Genomic DNA, 24869 nt, shown 5'->3' on the forward strand with positions numbered 1-24869 from the left:
CCCGACAGCCGCAGGTGTTATCGCATTTCCGTCGTGCTCTTCGAATGCGAGCCCGGGCAGTGCCGAAGTCGCCTTCAGTGCCGATCCGGCCGAACGATCGGACACGACCGACGTTTCGGCCACGAGCGCCGGGCGGACGGGCAACGCGGAACCGTCCGGGGGCGTCCGATCCGCGGTGGCGGGCCCTGGGCTCTCAGCGGCGTCCAACCATTCGGGAAGGTCCGGGGTCCTTCCTGCGTCGAGACCGCTCAGCCGCCACCGCACCGACAGCGGCTCGGAGCCCAGCGGCAGTCGCATGGTCAACCGCACGTTCAGGCTGCGCCCGTCTAGGTATGTGTAAGGCTGCTCGAGGTCCTCCTCGATATCGCTGCCCAATTCCTCGGCCTGCTCGAGCAGTGTGATGAACTGTCCCGTACTGCCTTGCTGCACATTCCATATCGCGGTGACAGTGGTGCCGGACACCAGGACTTCGCAGGCGGTCGCCTCGCCGTCGGGCACCCTCAGCAATACCGAGCCGGCACGCGTGCGTCCGATGGCCACGCTGGCAACGTTGTGTTCCAACGCATTCCGTGCGACCGCGGCCAGCCGCCGGCCCACCTCGGGCGGTAACCCGCCCACCGAGACGATGGCTTCGTCGATCTCGGCATCGTTCGTCGCGATTTCCGGGCCGTCGGCGTCCCACTCAATCTGTGTAGCCGGTTCGCCTTGGGTGTGGTCGAATTCGACAGGAGGCCGGGGACCTACGGGAGCGAAGTCCCGCGGGAGATCGGTCATGTCGGACTGCGCACGAGCGGCGAGGGTGTAGTTCCCCGGTTCGTTCGCGCGGAACTTCTCTTCCAGCCCCGCAGCGTAGGAGGGCACTTTCCCGGAATCGTCGGCCTGCGGCCCGTCGGCAGTGATCTCGAAAGTCAACCAGTTACGCCATGGTGAGCCCGGTTGATGACTCATCCGCACCGACGATGCATTGGCGAGGACACCGGCCGGCGCAGTGTAGGGCCCGGGTATCTCACCTGTGTCGAAGATGTCGACCTGCATCGGCGGCATACCGCCGCCCGCTCTCGACGGTATGCGAATCCCGACCCGGACCGGTCCGTCGGTGCGCGCACGGGCGTCGTTGATGGCCGCCGTCAGGGCGCCCAAGGCATGGTCCCGTCTGCGCTGCGGCCATTTCGACAGGGCGGCCCGCACCGCGGAAAGTGCGCGGCCGAGATCCCCGAGGGAATCGGGGGAGTCGATGTCCAGCCGTATCTCACCGACGGAGTCGGGCACTTCCGGCACGGACATAACGTCGTCCCCGGCTGCGGGGATACTCTCCGTCGCCGCGGCGGCGCCGGCGGCTGCCGAAGCCGCAGCATTCCCATCGCTCGCGGCACGAACTCCAGCCTCGGACGATGTGCCCGGGATCAGCGGCGCCGTCGATAAACGGATGAGATCAGCCTCTGCCTTGTTCCGCGCCTGATCGGCCCGGCCTGCCTGTACCCGCGCGTCCCGCTCGTCCTGCCGCGACTTCTCGTGCTCGGCGCGCGCGATGGCAGCGAGCTCGGGAATACTTTTGTCCGCCAGAGTTTCCGGATCATCGACGCCAGTTCGCAACGCCGCATGCAAAACCTGTGCTACGGCGTTCGGATCGATGGCCGTACTGTGCGCCGGGATCTCCAGCCACTGCCGGTTACGCCACTGCTGCTCGGCGCTGTCGGTCGGGCCGTTCGATTCGGCGCCGGATAGCGCGCCACGCACCGCTGTCACATCAGGCGCATCGGAGGATGCCTTACTGTCGTCGAAAACGTGCGCCCGCAATAGGTCGCCGATCAGTTCGACTTCGATCCGCGCCGCGCCCCGGGAGCGGCGCGCGGCCTCCCGCAGTGTCTCCACAAGTGCGGCCTTCGCCGCGGCACGCCTCTCTTCCGGCCAGTCGCCCAGCACGGAGTCGGCGGCCTGTTCGACCAGGGTCGAAGCGGAATCCACCGCGCCGTCCGCGGCCGTGACGCCGAAGGACACCAGCCCCTCTACTGGAGAGCCGTCCGCATCGTCCTGGAGATCCGCGCGATCGGTGACCTCGTACACCCCGTACGGGCCGCCGATCGGAGCGAGACTTCCGGTCGGCTGTTGCTGCCGCTTCTGCTGTCCGACCAACGTCGCGGCTTGCACCATCCACGACATGTTCTCTGCGAGGTACGTGGCGAGTCCCTCCGCGGACACGTCGGTTTCGGTCACCCCGGCCACTTTCGAGGCCGGAACCGCCGGGGCTCGGGCGACCGGCTGCTCCTCCGGCGCGACGTCCAACGCGGGGGTACCGACATTCGCCTTACCGGCCACCCCGACCCATCCGGGCGGCCGACCGTGCCCGGCCCCCGCGGCAGCGCCGGCCCTCGGGGCCCCGGCGCCGCCGTCCGCCTGTCCCGACGACACCTGCTCGGGCAGCGAGAACTCCAACTCCTGCCGGCGCGACACGGCGTCGGTGACCGCTACTGCCAGCGTGCCGTACGGGGTTGTCGCCGCCGTCAGTCGTACGCCGGTCCCGGCGCGGTGCGAAGCCTGCCGCACCGCATCCTCGATCGCCTGCCGGATCAGTCCCACCTGCACGCCATCCGGCAGATCGCCGGCCACGCTCAATGCCTCGCCGACGACCCGATCGATCTCGTGGTCGGTGACACCGAAGGCGCTGCTGTTCACCAGCACCTCGACCGGAGCGGCTTCCGTCCCCTCGGCCGAAGTCGTGGTCGATTGGTCTGCCCAGTCCTGCTCAGGTGGGCTCGCTATCCACTCGAGCACCGTCTCCTCGAGGATCTCCAGCCGTCGCAGCCGCTCATTGGGGTCGACAGGAAGGCCGTCCGCAGTGTGTTCGAGGCCGGGCAACGCCGCGGCGATCAACTCACGCGCCGCATCGCGCTGCACACTGTTGCCCTCGAAATGCTTGTCGACCCGACTGTGCAACCGCTCGCTGACCTTCGCCGCCTCCGCCTGTGCAACGCCCGCCGCCTTGTCCGGATTCGGTGACAGTCCGTCCAGCGAAGTTCCACCGTCCCCGCGGCCGTCGAAGTTCTTCTGCAACTCCTCCATCAGCATCAGCCGGGCGTGCTGATTCACCGACCCGTCCTGGACCGGTCCGTTGTTACCGCGACCGTATGTTTCCGGTGTGCCCTCCGGGCCGGGCGCGGTAACCGTCTTGTCGATCAGGCCGATCGCATGGCGCAGTGCCCGATCCGCGGCGTCACGTTCAGGGCCGGGCGGGTACTTGGCATCTATATCGGCCTGCATCGTGATACCGATGATGTCGGCCTCCAGGCCCGCCTCGATTTCGCTCATCCACCCCTTGCTCTTGTTCAGGTACTGCAGTTGCTCGCCGCTGTATCCCGACAGACCGCGGTAGCCGTAGATCATGCTCGACGGCGCGGCCGACACCATACTGCTGACCAGGCCCCCCACACTGTCCTTGATGGCGGCTACCGTGAAACCACCCGACATCGGGATCGCGACCAGAGAACCGGCCACACCACCGGCCAGACCCGCTCCGGCACCGACGATGCCGCCACGCCACATCCCCGCCCACTTGTCGGCTCCGAGGATTTCGTGCTTGCCCAGGAGCCGGTGCAGGAACCGGCCCATCCAGCCGCCGGCGGCGCCACCCGCAAGTGACGCCCACAAGTTGACCTTGATCGCGTCCCAGTCGAGCCCGCGCTGACGTCCCTCCCAGTCGTAGCCACTGTCGTCCAGCGCGTCGAGCATCCACCACTGGACAGCGGCCTCCTCCACGAAGCCCTGCACCAGCTCCTCGATGGCTTCCTGGAAAACCTCGAAACCGTAGTCCCCGATGACAACGGCGGTCCGGGCCAGCTTCGGAAGACCGTGTGCAAGAGCATTTCTCGCAATCAACATGCCGAGCTTCTCGATGCCCTCGCGGAACCACGCGCCTACAAAAAGGACAGCAGCCCGCGCCCGCATCCAAGCCTGCGCCTTGAGTACCTCCCCCGCCGGACCCATAGCAGATGCATAGATGATCTCCCCCGCCAGCCACGACGCTGCGATGACGATCTGACGCTTGGTCTTGTACGCACCGTTGCCGAGCTCGCCGATGCTGTTTGCGAGATCTTGAACGGACTGGCGCAGGTCCGCGCCGTAGAACTCCAGGTCCTCGATCGCCTCTACGATCTTCTCGCCGCCGATGCCGTGGTTGTACGACAATGCCGTCCGGCGCTTCGACTCGGCCAGGTCGGCGAGATACGCGTCCTCGGCGTTATCGACCTCGTCCTGCAGTTCGTCTGCGATAGACCAAAGCTTTTCGGAACTGGCCTCCGGCCAGGTATCTCCCGCGATGGCCCAGATCAGTGCGTTGACAAAGGGAGGTATCTCGGTAGCAGATGTCTCCTCCGATCCGCTGGTCACAGTCGGCGACCTCGGAAGCCGGTCGCACGCCCTCCGGCGGGTCGCACCACAATGCCACCGGGCCCTTCGGCTTCAGGTCGCAGCGCGACAGGTCGTATCACGCTCGACTCAGCCCGCCCTGTCGTGATGTCGACGCATCCCTTCCGCATCGGCAGACCTACATGAATTCGCGTGCCGACGAATCCTCGGCCGCTTCGAATGCCTCGATCCCGGTGCGTACCGTCTCGTGCAGACCACCCATGGCCGTCGGCAGCTCGACACGGGCCGCAGTGTCGATGTTCTCGGCGAACTGTCTGCCCTTGTTATCCTCGAGAAACTTCTGGGCGTACCCGTCATTTCCCAACGCGGGCAATAGGCCCGACAGCGCCGAATGCACCCGGCTGCCCGAACCACGTGCACCTTCGTGCGCGCTGCCCAGCAGCTGGTTGCCTTTTCGGAGCCCGTCGGGATCGTTCTCTACTATTCCAGCCATAACAATTTCGATCATCACACAGCCGGAGCGGCTATTTCGCTCAAGAGAATGTCAAACCCATCGAATCTGCGGTGAGACTTGCCATCTCTCAGCACCTCGCCGCCGTGAACGGAACCGCTCGACGAAGCCCGCCACGTACCGTGAAGGCGGGGTCGACGAAGACGACTGTTCGAGTACACCATCTTCCTCTAGATAGAAACGGCACGGCCCATGGCGATTTCGCTCCGAGGGACCGGTACATCCCACACGCCGCCGGCGAGCACAGCTCGGTCTCCCGGCAGGATATGCAGTGTCGATCCGCTGCGCTGGTCGCTTTCGAACCAGCCCAGCGACGGCCGCATCCGGGGGGCCCTGCCCCGATCCCGCTGCCACGAAAGCAACGGCGATCGCACCCCAACGCGCCCACATCGCTGATAGTGGTGGCAACTCGTTCTCCACCGGCACCGACCACACCGACGACCGCCGATCGGCGCGGTCTCGACGAGCGGCGGCGGGGCTGCGTTTCTGCCCGGGTTGCGCATCGATATAGGCGGCCGGCCACACCGGAACGTGTTGCCGTGGGAACTCTCGCAGGTCGTCGCGATACGGCACAAACGGCAACAACTGACCGTCCGGGAACGGCTGCTCGCCATAGTCGTAGTCGACGTCCAGCACACTCTCGGGGCTGGCTTGTACGAGCATGCGCCACCATGCCGGAGCCGTCAGTTCCGCCGAGCGCTGGTCAGGATCGCTGGAGCGCACCTGCTCATTGCGACCGAGATGGCACTACCTCCATCCGCGATCGGCTACCGCCGAGCTGTCACCTGCCACAGAATCAATATCGACCGCATCATCGAATTCCATGACCGGACCGTCCTCGTCGGGGTGCGCTGTCACCACGGATACCGGACTTTCCGGTGCGGAGGTACCGGTCGGCACATCACCCCTCGGCTCGACAACGGACGCAACTCCCGGTGATGCGGGCAGATACTCACCGTCGGGCAGCCCTTCGAAGAACTCCGACAATTTCGGCATTCGAGCACGCTGGTCGTTCAACGGCTCGAACAGGTCACTACTACGCCGTGCGATCTCCACCACAGCCTGTCGAGTCGTAGCCACTACGGCCGCTGCGATCTCGTCGTAACTCATTCTCTCGATATCAGCGGAGAACGCGAGATCGATCAGGTGGCCGTCAGCGTTCACCGTCGCGGTGACCCGCATATCCGGGGTCGCCGCGCTCACGATGAGCTGGGCACGTTGCTGTCCGATCTCCGCTGCTCGGCGCACCTGCTCCTGCAAGGCGTCCATCATGGCGTCCGAACCCGAATCACCACCCGTAATACGACCGTTCCACATAATGATCCCATCCCTGAACTGATCTCGAAGCCAACCATCGCGACCCGAGGTCATACGCAAAATCGACGCATCGAAAGAATCGCTATCACACCCTGGACCGCTGATCCTTGATCGCAACGATCACCTCCGCGACGGCGGCGTTTATTCGATTCGCAAGCCCGGAGCTATCGATTCCGGTAGCGCGGCGAGGGCGGCCCGGCATCACAACATAGCGACCGTCATCCGCGAGATCGTGGACCCAGAATCCACGCTGCGCCCGATATTTCGGGCCCAGCGGTGCAATCCCCTGCCTGATCTCCACCGCACCGGCCAAGACCTGCGGAGCGCCGATGAATTCCTGGGCAGAGACCGAATCGGCATCCTCGTGCGGCTGCCGCACCGGGGAGGTTCCGGGACGGTCCAGCGAATCCGGACTGCTGGAGAACACCAGATCGGTCAGCCGGCCCGCGGGCCGCTCCGGTAGGTACGACACCATCAGGTCGGCGACCGAGAGATAGTCACATTCGATGATGGTGAACCCACCACTGTGCTGGACCGTTTCGCCCGGTTGTTGCTGCAGTAGGTAGGTACGAGCCGAGCGACGGACAGCATGCAGCCGGACATGCGTGGACGCGTCGTCGGGGGCCCGGGGATCCCACGCGTGCAGGATGATCCGCAGATCGGGCCTGGCAACGATATCGAGTGTGTCCTCGAGACCATATTTGTCGACTGTCCGCAGATGTTCCCTGGTCTCGTGATTGCGGCGCTCGCCGTCCGCGAGATATCGCGTGTCCGAGATATAGGTGAAAGGTGCCGGCAGCAGTACCTCACGCAAATCTTTCCACAACACCATGAACTCGCGGCCGGTGAGCTCCCAGCGCCGACGCATCATGCCCCCTCCCGCCGAGGCAGTATCACCGGTTCTTCTGATCGCGACGGCCGAACCGGCTCCGGCCGCGGCGCGACCGGCCGGGGCGCTGCCGGCGGCTGCACCCGCTCCGCGGCGGCTGGCCGCGCCCCGGATTCGCCTACTACCGGCCTGGACATATCCAGCGGATCGCCCAGCCCTTCGTCGAGATTGTCCGCCCGATCCAGATACTTGGCCCGCTCGTGCTTGTCATCACCCTGGCCGCCGCGGCCACCAGCCGCACCCGGAGACCCACCCGGAGACCCACCCATGGGCATACCACTCGCCGGCATACCGCTGGCCTGCTGCCCGGCTGCACCCGCAAACGGAGTGTTCGCGCCGGGGAGGGCGGCACGCGGAAAAAGCCTCGCCGGATCCGTCGCCGGCTTGGACACACCGGGACCGTTTCCGGCGGTCGAACTCGTGCCATTGCCGAGGCTGCCCCCGGGGCCACCTGTTTTGAATGCGGGCAGACCTGCGGACCTGGTCGGTTCGATGCCCAACGGCAGTCCAGGCGGCAACGCCCCGATCGGCATACCCGTATCCGCCAAGCTCTGTTCGACTGCGCCGAGAGCATCCTGAACAGCGGACATACCCTGCTGAATGGCTTGCGTACCCAGTTGGGATACCTGCTGTTGCGCTGCTTCTTCCTGAGCTTGCTCCCATTCCGTCAGTTCTGCATCAGCAGCAGCTTGCCCGGGCCATTCGGACTCCCACTCTTCTCCGGTGGGCACCGCCGAGCCCGCACCGGTCGGTGTGTACCCGCCGGCGCCCGCATCCGGGTCGAACCCCCCATTGTCTTGATAGGTATTGTCATCTTCTTCATCGACCAGTGGCGGGCTTTCGGTGGCCGAGGGGTCCGTACCCGGGGTATAGCTCGGCAACAGCGGAAAGTACTGATCGGTGTCGATGAAACCCGCTAGATAGGTCTCCTTGAATTTTTCTCGGTAATAGGGTGTCGGATCCTGGATGAGGACAACCGCTTCGGTAACTTCTTGTCCCTGTGCTTCATCGTAGAATGTCACATCCTGGTAGATCTTTCCGTATTCCTCACCGAGACGGTCTTCATCGATGTACAGGTAGGGTGCCCGCCCCTCCGCTTCGTCGCGGTATGTACCCATGTAGTTGTGGGGATCCTGTGGCATTGCCTGCTGGGTCTCTTCCAGCCACAGGGCAGCGAACCGATAGGCGTCCGCGACCCGCCACATCGCTTCCACCAGCGAATCGATCTGCGTCCCGTACTGCTCCGATGCAGCTATCAGGCCGTCGACCCCCGTGCCCTCCCACGCATTCGCGGTGATACCGACGAGATTGTTGTTCAACGCCCCCTTCGCCTCCAACAATGAGTCCCCGAGTCTGAACCATTTGGTCCCTTTCGCCTCGTAGAGGCCCGCGAGACCATAGGTCCGAATGTAATCCCCGAGCGCATACAACGTTGAATAGAACTGCTCCTCGTGGTCCTCCAGATCGATGCCTGCAGGTACGGTGAGTTCCGCATTCGTCAGCCGGTCCAGGTGGAATCCACTGGAGAAAATTTCTCCCGAGTGCGACGCCAGCGTCACATCGATAGACGCCGGCGGGATCACACTGTCCATGTCGAATTCATCCGCGGAGGAATCGTCAGTTTCCTGATACTTCTTCCCCGCTGTTTTCAGTGCCTCCAGCATATCGTTCGAAGCACCCAGATATGTTCCGGAATCGTCCTGCCCGCCGACCCGGCGGTAGAGATCGGTTCCCAATCGTGCGAGTCGCTGATCGAGGGCGCCGAGCGATGAGAGCGGAGCGGGCACCGACGATGACAGCGGTGCCGCCCCGTCGAACAAACCCTCCTGCCCTACCGTCTCGAGTACGCCCATGAATTCCGCGCACAAGGTGGCGCACTCGAACGCGATCCCATCGTCGTGAATGAGCAGGACACCGTCCGCGGCCAGCCCCGACAGGTACGACCAAGCAAATGCGTCGGACTCCGAACCGGCTCCGGCTTCCTCTCCCTCGGGTGAACTCACGTCGTAAACTCCTGACCGGTCCGCATTCCCGTTGATACCTGCCCGGATCCTTTGCGCCGCTGCTGGAACCGCTCTTCGAACTGGGCCGAGAACCGCGCCGGCGGGACCGAGGACGACGAGGGTTCCAGCACCCCGTCGTCGGCGATATAGAAGATCGCCCGTCCGATCGCGAGTTCCCCCCGCGGCACAGGTACGTAGACCATCCACCCGCAGTCGAGCCGGTCGGCAACGAGCTCGTCCAGCGGATACCCGGTGGTGTCCAGCCCGCGGCCGCGAATGTATTGGCGCACCCGGGTCAGCGCCAGCTCCTGCGGCATGGTCACCACAACCTCGGCCATCAGCCCGGCCAGCCGGAACTGGTACAGCGAGCTGTCCACATCCGTCGAACCGCCGCCGCCGAACGCGTCGATCACCGCTGCCTCGGTCACCACTCCCGATTCCGCTGCGGCCACCAGCGCACCCACCGCCGGATCAGCGGCAGTCTGCTGCGACCGTGTCACGACACGAGTCGCGATATCGGCCACTGTTTCGCCTGTCCACACCCCGGGCATCGCCGGTGCGCAGTCCTCGGCGGACGGTGACTCACCTCGATACCACCGACCGCCCTCCCACCAGTAACAGAACGACAGCAGCCCGGACGCGGCGCGCGGATTCAGTACCGGGTCGGCCACCCATTCGGGCGCTCCCGCATAGAGCTTCGGCACGGCACCGGCACCGTTGTAGGTTTCGTCGAGCGCAGGGGCGTTCCACACACCACCCGACAGCACCGCCCGGTCACCGGGCAGCATGCACAACGTCGCGCCGCTGCGGCGCGAGCTTTCGAACCAGCCCAGCGACGGCAGTATCCGCGGACCCCATTCCGATCCACCGGCGACGAAGGCGGCGGCGAGAGTCGCCCAGCGCGCCCACATCACGGGAAGCGGTGGAAATTCGTTCTCGGCCAGTTCCGGCCAGACCGACGCGGCGCGATCCGCCCGCGCTGATGCGGCAGCACGTTGCGGGCTGCGCGCCTGTCGTCCCTCATGCCCGATGTAGGCGGCCAGCCAGATCGGAAGTCGTTCGCGCGGGTAGGCTTTCAGATCCTCCCGATAGGCTTCGGGGGGGAAGAGCTGCTCCTCCGGGAACGGCTCGGCACCGTAGTCGTAGTCGATCTCGATCACCCGATCAGCGGTGGCGTGGATCAGCAGTCTCCACCACGGACCACGTTCGGGCTCCACCGGGACTGCTCGATAACCGCGGACCGTTTCGATCACGGACTTCGGTACTGCGGCCACCGTCTCGACGCCACCGGAGCTGAAGACGACCTGCGCGAAATCACCGGAGACCGTCACCGCGAATTCCGCGTACAGCCGATCCCAGGCCGACGGCGCGGAGGTTACCACCAACTCGTCGACGATCCGCTCGAAGATATCCGGTCTGCCCGTGTCACCGGATTGTTCGAACTCCGAAGGAGCATTCGTCGCGCTCGCCTCGCCCGGGGGGACCCCCTCGGAGTCCCCGACCGAGTGCGGACCACCCGCGTCCCCCGGGTCCTCGGATCCGGATGTTTCCTCCGCATACCCGGAGGCGTCGACCGCCTCGCCGGCGACTATCGGTCCCCCCGCCGGGACGGTTTCATCACCCCTGACCACCGCACCGGGTGCGTGCAGGTTGAAAGCAATATCTGGGGTGCCGCCCGCATCATCCTCGCCCTGACCCACCATACTCCGGGAACCCTTTGACCTTTCCGATCGAGGCTGGCTTCGGTATCGGTCGCGGATGCACCACAACCGGATTCGCCGATACTCGGATTTCAAGTTCAGCCACTGGCGGGGACGACTGTCAACCGACCACCGAGACGCGGCCGTTTTGCTTACCTCCCCTTGATATCCCGATCGGAAGTCGCGGCGGCAGTGCCGGATCGGGAGATCGTTCACCACACCCGCGAAGAGTTCGTCAGCACAGATGTAGCGAACTCACGGACCGATTGTGGGCCGACACCGGAAAAGCGCGAGGCTCCGGCGGAGGCGGTTACCTTCGCCGTCCTGCCTATACGGGTCAGTACAACACCGGGCCGGCCACAGGCCCGGTCCGAGGGTCATCGGACGGCACGCGTTCCCCGTATCTCGGTGACGCTGAGACCGCGCCGCCGCCGGATCAACGCCCGGAGCGCGCCGCCACTGAGATAACCCACCTGGGATGCGATCGCATCGACCGTCAGCGTCGTGGAGCGCAACAGGTACACCGCCCGCTCCAGCCGGATATCGTCCGCGAAATCCTTCGGCGACATCGCCAGGTCCGCCCGGACCGCGCGCTGCAGGCTACGCTCGGTGACCCCGAGCTCGCGAGCGGCCGTGGCGATGAGGAACTGGTCGGAGATATGTTCGCGCACCCACCGTTCGAATGCGGCGATCAGCGGATTCCCCCGGGCCATGACCTCGGGGATCACGTACTGCCACTGGCCGGTTCGATTACCGTGCGCGAGGAATCGCGAGGCCCGTTCCGCGAGGTCCGGGCTGGTGCGATGCACCAGCGACAGTGCCAGGTCGAGATGCGACAGGACGGCGCCTGCGGTGGTGACCTGGTTGCCGTGACAGAGGATGCGGGTCTCGTCCAGATGCACCCGTGGGTAGCGGTTGCGGAAGTTCGGGCCGAGCCACCAGCTGGTGGTGGCCGGCGAGCCGTCCAGCACACCGGCTTCGGCGAGGAAGTATGTTCCGGTGCACGCGGCGGCCAGATGCACACCGTCGGCGTGCGCACCGCGAATCCGGTCGAGCACGGGCCCGTTCACCGCATCGGACACCAGGTCGACCAGTGCCGCCGCACCCAGGACGTTCACGGCGGGAACAATCATGGTGTCGATCGGTTGCCCGGATAATTCGGACAGCGGCGTCGTGGGAATGATATGGCCGCGCGACGATTGTGCGCTCGAGCCGAGCGAAACGGTGTGGACAATCCACTCCGCGGGAGGTCGCTCCATATCGGCACGTAGCGCGTCGGCCATATCGAACGCCTCCAACACCGCGCTCAGGCCGAAATCTGCCACACCGTCCACGACGAAAACCGCCAGCTGCATGTCGGGAATCGTATGGAATATGTCGCATCCGGCAATACCCAACCCCCGCAGGTCGCCCGTAATCTCGAGGCCCATCACCGGCGGACACCGAAATCACAGGAGTGGCCGCAGAGCCTGCGGACGCGCAGGGCCGCCCTGGTGCGTGGCATCGATCGCCGGGCCCGCCGGTTGCCACCCCCACGGCAGGGTGCCCGGGCGCATCCGGAAAGCCTCGGGGAACTCATCGATCGCATCGCCGCAGCAGCGGCATCCGCCTTCCATATCCTGATGACCGGCGATGTCAGCAGCGACCGGATGCACGCGGCGTGGACCGGGCTCGCCGAGTTGGAACTCGACTATTCGGACCTGCTGAGCGATATCCGGACCGGCCGACGATACCTACCGACGACCGGTGCGCAGACCGAACCGGACGGAGGCTGATCCATGACCGAAACCGTTGCATATTTGTCGCCTCCGGCACTCGGCACCCCGGTACCCGCCTCGGTACGCTCGGCCCAACTTTTTCGGCAGGCCCGGCGACACCGCGGCCCGGACGGGCGCAATCACGCCGGAATCGCGCTCCGTTCGACTCAGTGAGACGGAAGACGCGGGGTGGTTCGATGACCGGTTTGCAGATTGCGGCCGGCGTGGTCGTCTGTGCCGATATCGGCATCATATTCGCCGCCTTGCTCTGGCCCGAACCACACGAGCACGATCACGCCGATCAACGCGCGGCATTACCCGTGACCGCCTTGTCGGCTGTCCCGGCGGAGGCCGTCCGGCCGCGCCGAGGCCGCGGCCGGATCAGGCTTGTCAGAACACTGCTCGACAACTCACGCCGACACTCGCCGTAGAGACCCGGTACTCACGATTTCGATAATCGACGGTCCCGTCGGCAGGAATATCAGACGAATGTAAATTATTCGCTCGGACCGCCTTCTTCCGATCTGAATTCTTAACTCATATTTGAGCCTGCGCCACAGCTATTCGCACGGGAATCGGGGTACTTTGATCGGATAGTTCTCCGATCAAAGCTAATTCGTCAACGCAATGGGGGTATCACCATGTCCGAGTTCTTCGCAGTACCCGATGCGATCCGTTGCTACGGTGACTCTGCGGCGGCGACGGCCTTCGAGGTCGCCACAGCGGGTGCCATCGACCAGGCCGCGGTCATCGCGGCCGCCGTACCGGTGTTCGGGTTGATCGGCCAGGACTTCCTGGCGGCATTCGCGGTCGCACAGACCAACAACATGCTGTCGGTGAACGAGATCGCCGGCGTGCACGCTGCCACCGCCGTCACCGCCCATCAGAGCGCCACCGCGTACGAAGCCACCGAACACCACTCCGGCACAGATTTCACCGAGGTCGGCGGACTCTGATGTCCGGGCCCGTCGACCAGACGATTCTGGCAGCACTGAGATCGAGTCCGGTCGGCCCGGCCATGGACAAGCCGGTCGATCAGATATTGCGCGATATGGGTCTGCCCCCGCTACCGGAAATTCCGTCGCTACCGGAATTTCCCATGCCCGCGCTCGACCTCTCGGCATTCGCCCGTCCGCTCACCGACCTGGCGAGCAGTTTCGGGACCGGCCTGTTCCCTGCCGCTCCGGAGGTCGACCCCGTGCAGGCGCTGTCCCAGGTGTCCTCGGTGGTGCAGACCGCGGTACAGGTGAGCTCGGCCGCAATGCAATTGGCCGCGGGTCTGTGGCAGGGCGCGGGTGCGGAGGGTGCGGCGGCCAAGCAGGCCCAGGTGGATGCGGACAGCACCACCGTCGCTGTACAGAGTGCGCAGACATCGCAACAGGTAGCTGTGGCCGCCGGTTCGGTCGCCCGGGGATCTCTCGCGCTGTCGGCGATCATCGCGAAGTTCCTCACCTCGGTCGCGATGGCGGCACCGTTCATCGGTACCCCGCCGGGACAGGTGTTCCTGGCGACCATGTCGGCCGAAACACTGGCCGAAGCCCTGGCCGTGGTCGGGGTGACCAGGGCCGAGCTCACCGCGCACAGTGCGGCGATGACCGCGACCGGCACCAAGGTCCCGGTCACCGAAGCGCCCGGAGGGCAAGTCACCATGCAACTCCTCTCGCAGGTGATGCAGATGGTGCCCGGCGTCGTCGATGCCGCGACCGCCGGAGCCGGGGCGGTGGCCGAAGCCGTTGCCGGATCGCAGCCCCGCGGCCCGGCGAATACCGCACTCGCACAGCACAAATCGATTGCCGACCCGGGACGGCTCCCGAGCGGCGGCGGAGTTCCGATGCTCACCGGCGGCGGGAACAGTACGCCCGCGCCGCGGCCACTGACCCCTTGGACCGGTGCTCCCGCCGCCGGCAACACCGGTTCCTCCTCGCCTTCCGCCGCCACATCCACAGCGAGCTCCCCCGCCGGTGCACCGATGCGCGGTAATGGTCCGGGATTCATGCCCGCCGGCGGTGCGACCGGAGGAATGGCACGTGGGGCCGGGGAGTCGACGACCAGTGGCCTGCCAGGGCAACTGGTCAGCGGACAGCACGGTAACGAGGTCGTCGGTGATATCGACACGGCCACTCCGCCGGTGATCGGCGCCGTCGGCAGCACACCTGGTTCAGCGCTCGACGGGCCGCCACCGGACAAAGCACTCACTCTGTGAAATCGGGGAGGACATTATGGAATACGATCCCGACCAGGCCCGGGCCGCCGCCCGTGACCTCGACGCGCTGGCCGACCGGATCAGCACCGCGCTACGAAACGACGGGCCGCTGCTGAGGACCGGTCCCGCCGGCGGCGACGAGGTCTCCGTGCAGGCCGCGCAGACTCTGGGCCGCGTCGCCGATTCCTACACCGGGACCGGTGATCTCGTCGTGTACGAATTGCGCAAGCTCGCCGCCGTGGTCCGGGCCCAGTCCGCCGGCATGCTCGACATGGAACAGGACAATTCCGAGTACTTCCGCACGATCCGGCCCACCGGGTAGGCCGCCGTGATCGAACCACCGGCACGAGGGTTCACCGGCGTGGTGTGGGAGGCGAGGCCCGCCGAGAAATTGTCGAAGGACCTGGCCACGGGTACCGGCACCGCCCCGCTGGCCGACGCGGCGGCCGCCTGGACTCGGCTCGGCACACAATTCGGCTCCGCGCTGGTCGACTACGACCGCATTCTCACGACCCTTCGCCAGGCGTGGCATTCCGACCACAGCACCCTCTCGCTCGCACGGATCGAGGTCCTCCGGCAATGGTTGCAGGACGCGGCCACCGCTGCGGCGGCCAATGCCTCCCGCACCGCCGATCACATCGTGACCTACGAGGTGGCGAAGTTCGCGATGCCGCATCCGGACGACATGGCCGCTCTGGCGGAAGCGCAGCGGACGATCGCGCAGCTGGGCGCGGCACTCGGCGCACCGATGATCGCGGCCGCCGACGACGCCGAACAGCAGCAGATCCTGGCCGGAACACATGCCGCACGGGTGATGCGTACCTACGAGACGGCCAGCGAACCACTCGCCGCGCCCTGGCACCAGGAGCCGCCCCCGGTGATCGCCCCGGATTCCGCGTTGCGCGCCGAGCACGCAGCACGTCCCGGTACACCGGCCGTAGTCGCGTCCCGCCCGGTCGCGACCGGATTCCCCCGGATGCCGGCGATTCCCGTAATCCGGGAGTTGAGCTCGTATCGAGCCACTTCCGTCGCGCAGTCCACGGCAGTTCCGCGGTACTCACCCGCGTCCGCGACAACCACCTCGGCGGACAGCGGCGCAGGACGGATGGTCCCGGGCGCCGTGGCACCTTCAGCCGCGGCCGCTGAGGGCGAGCGCAGCAGCCGTGCCGGTGATGGCATCCAGTACCAGGCCGATTCCGCCGATATCGCCGACCCCGTCCATGCCGCGCCCGCAGTTCTGGGCGTAGCCGATCGACCCGCCGAAACCGGTCGGCCCACACAGCCCGAGGGGGCATCGTGACAGGACCTCGGCACAGTCTGCTCGCCTTCTGCTACTCGGTGCGGGATCGGCACATCCGCACAGTTCCGACCGCCCGGAACCGGACGGAGGTTCGACGATGAGGTCGATCACCAACGACGCCCTGCTGGCGGTGGCCGAGCACCTCGGCGTGCAGACCCTGCCTCCGGTGTTGGCAGTCGGCCCGCGGCAGGATCGGTACGAGGAATTTCGTGCCGCGCGCGACCACGCGACGGCGGGTCTGCACGCCGACGGCATCATCAACCGGCACGGTGAGGTGGATACCGAACTGGCGGACGCCCTGCTGATCCTGGCACAACCCGAGTGTGAACTGGTCGCACGCAGCTACACCGCGGATATCACCACACGGGTGTGTGTGGCGCGGCGCGCGACACATCACGCGGTCGCGGTACGGATCGGCGAGGAGTACCACATCGGCACCATCTGGTGCGACGGTTCACCCGCTGCGCTGACCGCGCCGCTACTGGCCGCGCTGGGGGCCTGCGATCCCGCTGACGCCCCCGGATTCAGCGCACCGACCGGCGAACTCGCCATCAAGCTCGACAACGCCGACCACACCGACGGCTACACGAACGCCCTGTACGCCCTCGGATCGAACGAACGCGAAGCGCGAATACTGGGCTCGGCTTTCGGTTCGTGCCGCGGATTCACCGAAATCGTGACATGCACCCACACCGACGGCGTGACCACGCGCGCCCCGGGCGCAGTCGCGATATACGACACCGCTCGCGGGCGAATCGTGGCCGCACCCTTGGTTTCCCTGGATCAGCAGATCTGGACCACCCTCACCACGGGTACCGACCATCGGATCACCCAGGCGGTCGCGGCGTTGCTCGAGGGTCTGCCGGGCGGGGGGTGGCCGACGCCGTAGATCCGGCTCGCAATCCCATTACTTCATATCAGCGAAACCGACCGACCCAGCGATGAGCCAACTGCATCCAATGAAAGGAAGAACATGTCACTCACCAACCTCGAGATCGGTTCAGGCGAATACGGTGTCGACGAGGGCGGCATCGACAACGTTGTCGGCCGTCTCGAAGACGCCATCTCCACTCTCCGGACCTCGATCAACCAGATCGACCAGTCTGTCCAGGCGGTAGCCAGCGGCTGGCAGGGCCAGGCCCACCGCGAATTCAATGGCGCCGCGGACACATGGAGTCAGGAGGTAGCAGCGTTGAACACGAAGCTCGACCTGTTCTCGGACGCTGTGTCCTCGGGTAAGACCACCATTGTGACCGCGGACAGCGAGGGCTTGGTCTAGAAACCTGCCCCACTCCGTTCACCGACCTCCGAAGATCAGGAGTCACCACTATGGCAATCCAGTACAAGGGCACCGCGATCGGAGCCATGCTCGATGACATGGCTCGATACGGATCAACCATGAAGAATCAAATAGATGAATTGCAGGCCGCGGCCGGAGAATTTCGCGCCAATATGTCGGGAGATGTCGCCATCGCCAATTTCGACGCCAAACACGGCGAACTCTCCTTGGAACTCGAGGACACTCTCGTCAAGCTGGACAACCTCGGCATCAAAGTGGAGAACGCGTTCCATCGCGCCATCGAGACCGACAAGAGGGTAGGCGACGGTTTCGCCGCTTTCTGACAGCCGCGCACACCATGACCGGCTGGAGCTTCCGGCAACATTCCGGTCTCGAAATCGGTTATCGGCCCAGACTCTCCCCCGAGCGTCTGGGCCGAATCATACTGCCCGGTTCGTGGCAACGAGCTCAGCCACGGATGGCGCGCGGCCGTCGTCGAGCGACCGACTAAGCCCGCGGAGTCCATCAATCAGGCTGTTCCGCGTCTACCGCCACGTCGATCCGCCCCCGCTTCCCCGCGGCTTCGGTGACCACAACAGTGGCCCCTATTATCGACCCGTCGCCCTTTTGCAGCATGCAGCGAGTCAGCGCGTGTGCCTTGATCTGTAACGAATTCGGACACTCGACCGCTACGATTTCCAGTTCACCCTCTTGCTGTAACACATGTTCGACCGTACGTTCGAGATCGGCTCGCCCGAAAGAATGGGTAGTGAGACTCATCGTGAATGTACAGGCGCTGAGGGACAGCGCACAGCCGGTGGACAATAGCACCGGGAGTGCGGAGATTCGCACGGGAACTCCTTGTGAGAGAGACCGGATGTCCCGCGTGTTCCGAGCAGAGTCCGAACACACGAAAAGGTGACAATCCGAGAATGACCGCTCGCACTTGGCATCCGCTTATTGATTACTTTGTGCGCCGATATCTCTCACACACCATGGTGTCGGTGGTTCCGGCCGGTCCTCCGTCCACCGGTACCTGGCCGGGAGCTTCGAACTCCGCCTCGGACGCGTAGCAGTCCGAGGCGATTCCTCGCCTTTGCTGCACACCGCCGACCAGGCGTCATCACTGGCAGGGCTGTAGAAATCTCGGCATCATCGGAAAGCTCGATACGCAGCGCCGACCGACCGGAATCGCGCCCGATATCTCCGTTCAGGAATATCGCAAACCTCGAGTAACTCGATACCTCCACGCCGATGAATCCGCGGAGTCCGCCCTCGATCGGGGTATTTGCCAGCTGATGGCGCATGCGCACAGTCCGTCGAGCCCGGCCCCGCCGGCGCTGTCGGACTTGCGGGGTCACCGTGTCCATCGGGCCCGGTAGCGAGTCGGTAGCGCAGATATGGTTGCGAGGACAACGAGGCGGCCTGCGTCGGCCGAACGCAGCTCCATCCGCAAAAGGGCCGGGCCGGTCAACCGAACAGGCCGTATCGGTTGCTTCTGGCGAATTACCCAACGACGGCACAGGAGATCTCGGCACCACTACCGATTTCGACCCGGCCGGCCAACCGGACCCGCCGACTCGGCTTCCCGAGTCGGCGGCTTCCCGGAGTACCGACCGGATCACTCGACCGTTCGGATCGGTAGCGAATTCGCCGGGCTACCGCCCGCCCGGACCGAAGCCCGAATCGTCCATCTCGATATCGGGATCGAGGATCCCGCACACCTTCCAGCCGCCGTCCTCTTCGACCAGGTCGTATGTCATCGTCGAGGTGGTTTCGCTACCCATGATCTCCATGGTTGTTTCCATGGTGAAGGTCCCTTCGCTGCTTCCCGAGGCGACGTCCACGCTCTTCAGCGTGGTCGTCGCTTCCGGGAGGTCGGAATCGGGGACACCCGTGGGCTTGGTCGGGTTCTGCTGCTTGTACTTCGAGAGCTCGTCCATATCCGCCGAGCACACGAGATCTTCGGGTTCGTAGTCCTGGCCGACCCAGGCCTCCGCCGCAGCTTGTGGGGTGTCGTACGCACCACCCACGATCGAGCCGCCGCCACCGCTGAACAAGAAGAAACCACCTACGCCGAGGGCGATCAGCACGACGACGGCGCCGCCGATGACGGCTGCGATCTTGCCCCCGTTACCACCGGACGGACGAGGCGGCCGGCCGTAACCTCCAGGAGCTCCGTACTGGGGCTGGCCGGGAGGCGGATAGGGCTGACCGTACTGCGGCTGTCCCGGGTAAGGCTGTCCCGCATAAGGCTGTCCCGGCATCGGTTGCCCCGGCACCGGTTGCCCGGGATAGGGCCCGCCCGGAGGCATCGGCTGGCCGGGCTGGCCTGGCTGCTGGTGGTACGGGTTGGGCGGTTGCGGGTGACCCATTCGAAAGTCCTGTATCCCTTGCGTTCATGCGCGGCACCGAGTGTGATGCCGCGTCCTCATATTGATTCCCCCGGGGCACCACGACGTTAACACTGATCCGGGCAAACCACCCCGTGTGGATAGTGGTATCGCTGCCGACCGCATTCGTCGAGTGATCAGTACCCGACGTATCCGGCGCCCTGGGACATATTGACAATTCCGGGAACATTGCTGAGCGATCCGTACCGGTCGATCGCGTACGCAGTACCGGCACAGATATTGTCGACCGGATTCCAGATATCGGTGTGGCCGGGCAGGGCGTGAGCATTGAATGTCGGGTCGATGGTTTGCATCAAACCCTTCGATGGGGTACCCGCGTCCGCATTACTGTCCCACAGATTGATCGCCGTCGGGTCGCCGCTGGATTCCTTCTCTATCATCGTCGCGATGATGGCAGCATCGGAGTCCTTGATGTCGTAGCCGTTCTCGCGCAGTACCTCGATCGCTTGGTCGATCCACTGCGCCAGATCACCGGTGGGCATCTTGGCCGGCCTGCCGGAGGTACCGGTGACCTCGCCGCCGGGATCGGAGTCGTCGTCGGAACCGGACTCGCTCCCACCACCACCGCTACCACCGCCACTCGGAGACTGGCTACCCATCAGCGGACTGGCCGGGGAACCGCCGGTGGTTCCCGAGCGGTCCTGCGGCACCTGCAGCGACTTGTTCTCCAGTTCGCTGTGCGCGGACTGCACCTTGCGGACGGTGGCCCCGATGGTGTTGTCTATCGCGACGACCGTGTCGAACTGCTGGCGTGTGGTGGGATTGTCCGGCACTCCGTCGGTGATCTCGACGACCGCACCACGCAGATCCTCGAAATGTCCACTGACGCCGTTGGCATCGTCGGCCGCCAGGGCGGCGAGTTCGGCCATCTGGTTGTCGAGCGTGTTCCAGTCGTTCTTGTAGGCTTCGACCTGCTGATCCTTGAGCTCGTATTTATCCGCGAGATCACCGTCCCCCGGCCGCTCGCCGGCCAGCCGCGCAAGCTGCTGAGCGGTGAGGGTTTGCGCGGTGCGGTCACCCAGACCGTTCTGCAGTTCTTTGAGGACCTTCTCGGCATAGTCGATATAGGGGTTCAGGAGCGGAGCATTCCGCGGACGCCGGAGTGTCCAGTCCTTTGCGACGACCATCGCCCTCCGTCCCGCGCCCAGTGCACCACCACTTGCTTAACAGAGTTCCATCCGACGGTATGCCGAACCCTCCCGCTGGTGAGAAGGTTCCCCGCGCTCCCGCGCCGCCCCACTCCCACCGACTAAGTTCGACACCGGTACCCGACGTCAGGAGGAACCACATGCCGGACCCGACCGCTCCCACCCCGGACGACCTCATCGGCCCGCTCTCCACCGAGGAGCGAGCGCGACTCGGCAGTGGACGTGACTTCTGGTCGACCGAGGCGATCGGGAATATCCCGTCGATCGCCCTCTCCGACGGCCCGCACGGCCTCCGGTACCAGGATCCGGAGCGAGGTGGGGACGCGCTGGGCATCGGCCCGAGTATCCCCGCCACCTGCTTCCCGCCCGCGGTCGGCCTGGGTCAGAGCTGGGATCCCGAACTCACCTTCCGGGTCGGGGCGGCGATCGGGCGGGAAGCGCGGGCGGCGGGTGTGCACATCGTGCTGGGGCCGGGGATCAACATCAAGCGGGATCCGCGCTGCGGGCGGAATTTCGAGTACTACTCCGAAGATCCCCGCCTGACGGCCGCCCTGGCGACCGGCTGGGTACGCGGACTCCAGCAGCAGGGTGTGGGAGCGTCGCTGAAACATTTCGCGGCGAACAACACCGAACACGAACGGATGACCTCGAGTTCCGATATCGATCCGCGCCCGCTACGCGAGATCTATCTGCACGCGTTCGGGCATGTGGTCCGGGAGGCCGCGCCCTGGACAGTGATGTGCTCGTACAACAAGATCAACGGCGTGTACGCGGCCCAGAACCACTGGTTGCTCACCGAGATCCTGCGCACGGAATGGGGTTTCGAAGGGGTGGTGGTGAGCGATTGGGGCGCGGTCGACGACCGGGTCGCCGCCGTCGCCGCCGGACTGGATCTCGCGATGCCCGGCGCCGACGAGGCCGGGGACCGCGGGGTCGTGACCGCCGTCGCCGACGGCTCGCTCGACCCGAGCGTTCTCGAAGCCTCCGCACGACGGGTCGCCGCGCTCGCCGTACGCGCCACCGGCAGCGCCGATCCGGGGACCACCTGGAATGCCGACGAGCATCACGCTCTCGCCCGCGCGGCGGCAGCCCGCTGCGCGGTACTGCTGAAGAACGACAACGACGTGCTGCCGCTGGCACCCCGCGGACGAATCGCGGTGATCGGGGAATTCGCGACCGAACCGCGTTATCAGGGCGGGGGTTCCTCGCATGTCGACGCGACCCGCGTAGATATCGCGCTCGACGAGATCCGGGCCCACGCCGGATCCGCGACGGTCACCCACGCGCGCGGTTTCGATACCGGATCCGGATCCGCTGCCGGGGAACTGCGCGCGGAGGCCGTCGAAACGGCCGCCCGGGCCGATATCGCCGTCCTGTTCCTGGGACTGGCGGCCACTCAGGAGTCCGAGGGCTTCGATCGCGAAGATATCGAGCTGCCCGCCGATCAGGTGGAACTGCTACACGCCGTCCGCGCGGTACAGTCCCGGGTGGCCGTCGTGCTGGCGCACGGTGGGGTACTGCGGCTGGCACCGATCGTCGCTGCCGCCGACGCGATCCTGGACGCCGCGCTGCTGGGCCAGGCGGCCGGCGGCGCGATCGCCGATCTGCTGTTCGGTATCACCGCACCGTCCGGCCGGTTGACCGAGACGGTGCCGGTTCGCCTCGCCGATGTGCCCGCCTACGATAATTTCCCGGGTGAGCAGGGACATGTCCGGTACGGGGAGGGCATCTTCATCGGGTATCGCTGGTACGACCGGCGCGAACTCGAGGTGAGCTTCCCGTTCGGGCACGGGCTCTCCTATACGACCTTCGACTACGCCGACCCGCGCGCGGTCGCCGACCCCGAGGGCGTTTCGGTCACCGTGCGGGTGACCAACAGTGGCTCGCGAACCGGCCGTGAGGTCGTACAGGTTTATACGGGCTTGGAGCAGTCGTCCGTGCTGCGCCCGCCCCGGGAACTCGGCGGGTTCACGACCGTGGAGCTGGAACCCGGTGCGGCGCAGGAGGTCACCGTCCGGATACCCCGGCACGAATTCGCGCGCTGGCACGAACCTGCCGGCCGCTGGGTCGTCGAGGGCGGTGAGTACACCGCGTATATCGGTGGTTCCAGCCGTGATCTGCCGGTACACACGACCGTCCGGATCGACGGGGACGTGGTGCGGGTACCGCTCACCCGGGAATCCCCCTTTTCCGAGGTGATGGCGAATCCGGTGGCCGGGCCGGAACTCGGCGCGAAATTGCAGCCGCTGATCGGCGACCAGGGCAGTTCGGCGGGTGCCGAGCTGGGAGTCGATATGGCGCGGATGATCGGCTCGATTCCGATCGGCCGGATCGCACTCCAGCTGGGCGGGCTGATGACGGCCGCGGAACTCGACGATCTGCTCAGCCGCGCGAACAGCTGAGGCGGGGACCCCGCACTCGATCCCGGCCCACGCACCGATCCGTCCGAGCCGATCGATAATCGTGCGATTTCGGATTCCGGCAAGCGGATTACATCTCTTTGCCATCATCGTCATCATGAACAGAAATGCCATTTCCATCACGGGCGGGTGGCCGAAAAGACCGGTCGGTGCTCGTCCCGGACCGCGCTCGGTGCTGACCGTCATCGCGATCGCCGTTATCTCGATGGGGGTCGTCACAGGCCCCGCGTCCGCCGAGCCCACGGATCCGGCTCCGCGCCCCTCGGCCGGATGCTCGGCACCGCAACCACGGCCCGGGACCGAGCCGGTCCTGTTCAGCTCTCGTGGTGTCTCGGGCGTCTACGGGCGTGATATCCCGGAAAGTCTGGACGGACCCGCACCCGTGGTCCTGGATCTGCACGGATATATGGAACCCGCGTTCATCCAGTACACGAGCACCGAGTTCGGCACCTACGGGCGCACACACGGTTTCGTCACCGTTACGCCGCAACTGCTGCGACCGGGCCTGCCCCGCTGGGATTTCGGCAACGGGTCCGCCGATATCGGCTACCTGGGAGATCTGCTCACCGAGGTGGAATCGACACTGTGCGTGGATACCCGGCGTATCTATGCCACCGGGCTGTCCATGGGCGGTTTCACCACCTCGTCACTGGGTTGTCAACTGGCCGAGCGGATCGCCGCCATCGCGCCCGTCGCGGGACTGTCCGATTTCGCGTGGTGCGATCCGGCCCGCCCGGTACCGGTGATCGCCCTGCACGGCACCGCGGACCCCATCGTCGCCTACGAGGGCGGTACCGGACCGAACGCGCGACTGCTGCCCTCGCCGGACGGTACCGGTTCGGCCGACCCCGGTCATCAGCACCCCGACGTGGAAGGTCCGGGCCCGCAGTCGATCCCGGACAATGCCGCGGCATGGGCCGGGCGCAACGGCTGTGGAACCGAACCCGCCGAGCAACCGGTCACCGGGGACGTGATCCTGTCGGTGTACCCGTGTCCCGCCGGCGCCGAGGTCCAGCTGTGGTCGGTTCTCGGTGGCGGCCACATCTGGTTCGGTACCCGCTCGGAGATCTTCCCGGCGGCCCTGGTCGGTAACGACACCGATTCGATCAGCGCCACCACGCTCATCTGGGACTTCTTCCGGGCACACCCGTTGCGGAGCTGAGCCGTCCGCCGCTCAGCTCAGGGCGGCGAGGCGATGCCGGGCCCGGTCGTATTCCGCGCCGAGACGGTCGACGATCGCGGCGGTGGGACCCACCTCGGTCACCGCGCCGATACCGTGTCCCGCGCCCCAGATATCGCGCCAGGCCTTGGCCTCTCCGGAGTTCAGGAACTCCAGCGACCCGGTCCCGGCACCCGGGCCTCCCAGCGCGTCCGGATCCATCCCGGCGGCGACGATGCTCGGGCGCAGATAGTTACCCTTCACCCCGGTGAAGAAATCCGTGTAGACGATATCGCCGGCGGTTCACCGACCGTAACAGGGGCGCCCGCCCTCAGTTCTGGGCCGAACTCCGGGGTCCGGAGCCGCCGCCCGCCGAACCGGGTGGGTCACCCCGGCCCGGCGGGCGC

At 65.9% G+C, this 24869-nt stretch carries 21 protein-coding genes (1 of these 21 cut by a window edge); 10 read left to right on the plus strand and 11 right to left on the minus strand.

Going from position 1 to position 24869, the window contains the following annotated elements:
- The 7 genes from IEY68_RS05615 to IEY68_RS05645 form a co-directional block, all read right to left on the minus strand.
- Positions 1–4383, minus strand: the 5' end (the start) of a protein-coding gene (locus IEY68_RS05615) for a protein phosphatase 2C domain-containing protein (protein WP_062997165.1). 33177 nt of this gene lie to the left of the window's left edge; only the first 4383 of its 37560 coding nucleotides appear in the window; its start codon is at positions 4381–4383; the stop codon falls past the left edge of the window.
- Between the two features lie 157 nt (positions 4384–4540).
- Positions 4541–4855 (minus strand): hypothetical protein, encoded by a 315-nt coding sequence (locus IEY68_RS05620; protein ID WP_058855366.1) that lies wholly within the window; start codon positions 4853–4855, stop codon positions 4541–4543.
- A 765-nt stretch (positions 4856–5620) separates the two neighbouring features.
- On the minus strand, positions 5621–6190 hold the full coding sequence (locus IEY68_RS05625) for a YbaB/EbfC family nucleoid-associated protein (protein ID WP_189094065.1): 570 nt from the start codon (positions 6188–6190) through the stop codon (positions 5621–5623).
- 85 nt (positions 6191–6275) lie between these two features.
- Positions 6276–7061, minus strand: coding sequence for an ESX secretion-associated protein EspG (locus tag IEY68_RS05630; protein WP_156426230.1), 786 nt, complete (start codon positions 7059–7061; stop codon positions 6276–6278).
- A complete protein-coding gene (locus tag IEY68_RS05635; protein WP_189094066.1) occupies positions 7058–8932 on the minus strand; it encodes a hypothetical protein in 1875 nt (624 codons plus the stop codon). The genes IEY68_RS05630 and IEY68_RS05635 overlap by 4 nt, the downstream gene beginning before the upstream one ends.
- A gap of 146 nt (positions 8933–9078) precedes the next feature.
- Positions 9079–10785 carry a hypothetical protein gene (locus IEY68_RS05640; RefSeq protein ID WP_189094067.1) on the minus strand — a complete coding sequence of 569 codons (1707 nt, stop codon included), beginning with the start codon at positions 10783–10785 and terminating at the stop codon, positions 9079–9081.
- Positions 10786–11159: 374 nt separating this feature from the next.
- Positions 11160–12137 (minus strand): GlxA family transcriptional regulator, encoded by a 978-nt coding sequence (locus IEY68_RS05645; protein WP_062997159.1) that lies wholly within the window; start codon positions 12135–12137, stop codon positions 11160–11162.
- 12 nt (positions 12138–12149) lie between these two features.
- On the opposite strand from IEY68_RS05645, the gene IEY68_RS05650 reads away from it, so the two are divergent.
- From IEY68_RS05650 to IEY68_RS05685, 8 genes are all read left to right on the plus strand, one after another.
- The gene (locus IEY68_RS05650; RefSeq protein ID WP_062997157.1) at positions 12150–12557 is read left to right on the plus strand and encodes a DUF4254 domain-containing protein; all 408 of its coding nucleotides are present in this window, start codon (positions 12150–12152) and stop codon (positions 12555–12557) included.
- A gap of 623 nt (positions 12558–13180) precedes the next feature.
- Positions 13181–13495, plus strand: a complete 315-nt coding sequence (locus IEY68_RS05655) for a type VII secretion target (protein WP_062997154.1) — start codon at positions 13181–13183, stop codon at positions 13493–13495.
- Positions 13495–14742 (plus strand): hypothetical protein, encoded by a 1248-nt coding sequence (locus tag IEY68_RS05660; protein ID WP_062997152.1) that lies wholly within the window; start codon positions 13495–13497, stop codon positions 14740–14742. Before IEY68_RS05655 ends, IEY68_RS05660 begins: the two co-directional genes overlap by 1 nt.
- 16 nt (positions 14743–14758) lie before the next feature.
- Positions 14759–15064, plus strand: a complete 306-nt coding sequence (locus tag IEY68_RS05665; RefSeq protein WP_062997150.1) for a PE family protein — start codon at positions 14759–14761, stop codon at positions 15062–15064.
- Between the two features lie 6 nt (positions 15065–15070).
- The gene (locus IEY68_RS05670; protein ID WP_062997148.1) at positions 15071–16042 is read left to right on the plus strand and encodes a PPE domain-containing protein; all 972 of its coding nucleotides are present in this window, start codon (positions 15071–15073) and stop codon (positions 16040–16042) included.
- A gap of 97 nt (positions 16043–16139) precedes the next feature.
- Positions 16140–16931 carry an ESX secretion-associated protein EspG gene (locus IEY68_RS05675; RefSeq protein ID WP_062997146.1) on the plus strand — a complete coding sequence of 264 codons (792 nt, stop codon included), beginning with the start codon at positions 16140–16142 and terminating at the stop codon, positions 16929–16931.
- 84 nt (positions 16932–17015) lie between these two features.
- On the plus strand, positions 17016–17321 hold the full coding sequence (locus IEY68_RS05680; protein WP_062997144.1) for a WXG100 family type VII secretion target: 306 nt from the start codon (positions 17016–17018) through the stop codon (positions 17319–17321).
- A gap of 50 nt (positions 17322–17371) precedes the next feature.
- Positions 17372–17665 carry a hypothetical protein gene (locus IEY68_RS05685; protein ID WP_062997142.1) on the plus strand — a complete coding sequence of 98 codons (294 nt, stop codon included), beginning with the start codon at positions 17372–17374 and terminating at the stop codon, positions 17663–17665.
- A gap of 181 nt (positions 17666–17846) precedes the next feature.
- Here IEY68_RS05685 and IEY68_RS05690 read toward each other — a convergent pair whose 3' ends face one another.
- The 3 genes from IEY68_RS05690 to IEY68_RS05700 form a co-directional block, all read right to left on the minus strand.
- Positions 17847–18173 carry a DUF4333 domain-containing protein gene (locus tag IEY68_RS05690; protein WP_189094068.1) on the minus strand — a complete coding sequence of 109 codons (327 nt, stop codon included), beginning with the start codon at positions 18171–18173 and terminating at the stop codon, positions 17847–17849.
- 806 nt (positions 18174–18979) lie between these two features.
- Entirely contained in the window at positions 18980–19696 is a 717-nt protein-coding gene (locus IEY68_RS05695; protein ID WP_189094069.1) for a hypothetical protein, read from the minus strand.
- A gap of 155 nt (positions 19697–19851) precedes the next feature.
- Positions 19852–20862: a transglycosylase SLT domain-containing protein gene (locus IEY68_RS05700; protein ID WP_062997136.1), complete on the minus strand. Its 1011-nt coding sequence runs from the start codon at positions 20860–20862 to the stop codon at positions 19852–19854.
- Between the two features lie 161 nt (positions 20863–21023).
- Here IEY68_RS05700 and IEY68_RS05705 point away from each other — a divergent pair, with 161 nt between their 5' ends.
- On the plus strand, positions 21024–23285 hold the full coding sequence (locus IEY68_RS05705; protein ID WP_062997134.1) for a glycoside hydrolase family 3 C-terminal domain-containing protein: 2262 nt from the start codon (positions 21024–21026) through the stop codon (positions 23283–23285).
- A gap of 115 nt (positions 23286–23400) precedes the next feature.
- A complete protein-coding gene (locus IEY68_RS05710; protein WP_189094070.1) occupies positions 23401–24465 on the plus strand; it encodes a CE1 family esterase in 1065 nt (354 codons plus the stop codon).
- 12 nt (positions 24466–24477) lie between these two features.
- Here the strand turns inward: IEY68_RS05710 and IEY68_RS05715 are convergent, their stop codons facing one another.
- Positions 24478–24726, minus strand: a complete 249-nt coding sequence (locus IEY68_RS05715; RefSeq protein ID WP_062997130.1) for a hypothetical protein — start codon at positions 24724–24726, stop codon at positions 24478–24480.
- Positions 24727–24869 lie beyond the last annotated feature (143 nt).

This window comes from Nocardia jinanensis (assembly GCF_014645735.1).
Taxonomy (GTDB): domain Bacteria; phylum Actinomycetota; class Actinomycetes; order Mycobacteriales; family Mycobacteriaceae; genus Nocardia; species Nocardia jinanensis.

What these genes read in the sequence shown, in the direction of transcription:
- IEY68_RS05620 (WP_058855366.1), bottom strand. Translation starts at nt 4,855, where the DNA reads ATGGCTGGAATAGTAGAGAACGATCCCGACGGGCTCCGAAAAGGCAAC.
- IEY68_RS05625 (WP_189094065.1), bottom strand. Translation starts at nt 6,190, where the DNA reads ATGTGGAACGGTCGTATTACGGGTGGTGATTCGGGTTCGGACGCCATG.
- IEY68_RS05630 (WP_156426230.1), bottom strand. Translation starts at nt 7,061, where the DNA reads ATGATGCGTCGGCGCTGGGAGCTCACCGGCCGCGAGTTCATGGTGTTG.
- IEY68_RS05635 (WP_189094066.1), bottom strand. Translation starts at nt 8,932, where the DNA reads ATGGGCGTACTCGAGACGGTAGGGCAGGAGGGTTTGTTCGACGGGGCG.
- IEY68_RS05640 (WP_189094067.1), bottom strand. Translation starts at nt 10,785, where the DNA reads ATGGTGGGTCAGGGCGAGGATGATGCGGGCGGCACCCCAGATATTGCT.
- IEY68_RS05645 (WP_062997159.1), bottom strand. Translation starts at nt 12,137, where the DNA reads ATGCAGCTGGCGGTTTTCGTCGTGGACGGTGTGGCAGATTTCGGCCTG.
- IEY68_RS05650 (WP_062997157.1), top strand. Translation starts at nt 12,150, where the DNA reads ATGGAATATGTCGCATCCGGCAATACCCAACCCCCGCAGGTCGCCCGT.
- IEY68_RS05655 (WP_062997154.1), top strand. Translation starts at nt 13,181, where the DNA reads ATGTCCGAGTTCTTCGCAGTACCCGATGCGATCCGTTGCTACGGTGAC.
- IEY68_RS05660 (WP_062997152.1), top strand. Translation starts at nt 13,495, where the DNA reads ATGTCCGGGCCCGTCGACCAGACGATTCTGGCAGCACTGAGATCGAGT.
- IEY68_RS05665 (WP_062997150.1), top strand. Translation starts at nt 14,759, where the DNA reads ATGGAATACGATCCCGACCAGGCCCGGGCCGCCGCCCGTGACCTCGAC.
- IEY68_RS05675 (WP_062997146.1), top strand. Translation starts at nt 16,140, where the DNA reads ATGAGGTCGATCACCAACGACGCCCTGCTGGCGGTGGCCGAGCACCTC.
- IEY68_RS05680 (WP_062997144.1), top strand. Translation starts at nt 17,016, where the DNA reads ATGTCACTCACCAACCTCGAGATCGGTTCAGGCGAATACGGTGTCGAC.
- IEY68_RS05685 (WP_062997142.1), top strand. Translation starts at nt 17,372, where the DNA reads ATGGCAATCCAGTACAAGGGCACCGCGATCGGAGCCATGCTCGATGAC.
- IEY68_RS05695 (WP_189094069.1), bottom strand. Translation starts at nt 19,696, where the DNA reads ATGGGTCACCCGCAACCGCCCAACCCGTACCACCAGCAGCCAGGCCAG.
- IEY68_RS05700 (WP_062997136.1), bottom strand. Translation starts at nt 20,862, where the DNA reads ATGGTCGTCGCAAAGGACTGGACACTCCGGCGTCCGCGGAATGCTCCG.
- IEY68_RS05705 (WP_062997134.1), top strand. Translation starts at nt 21,024, where the DNA reads ATGCCGGACCCGACCGCTCCCACCCCGGACGACCTCATCGGCCCGCTC.
- IEY68_RS05710 (WP_189094070.1), top strand. Translation starts at nt 23,401, where the DNA reads ATGAACAGAAATGCCATTTCCATCACGGGCGGGTGGCCGAAAAGACCG.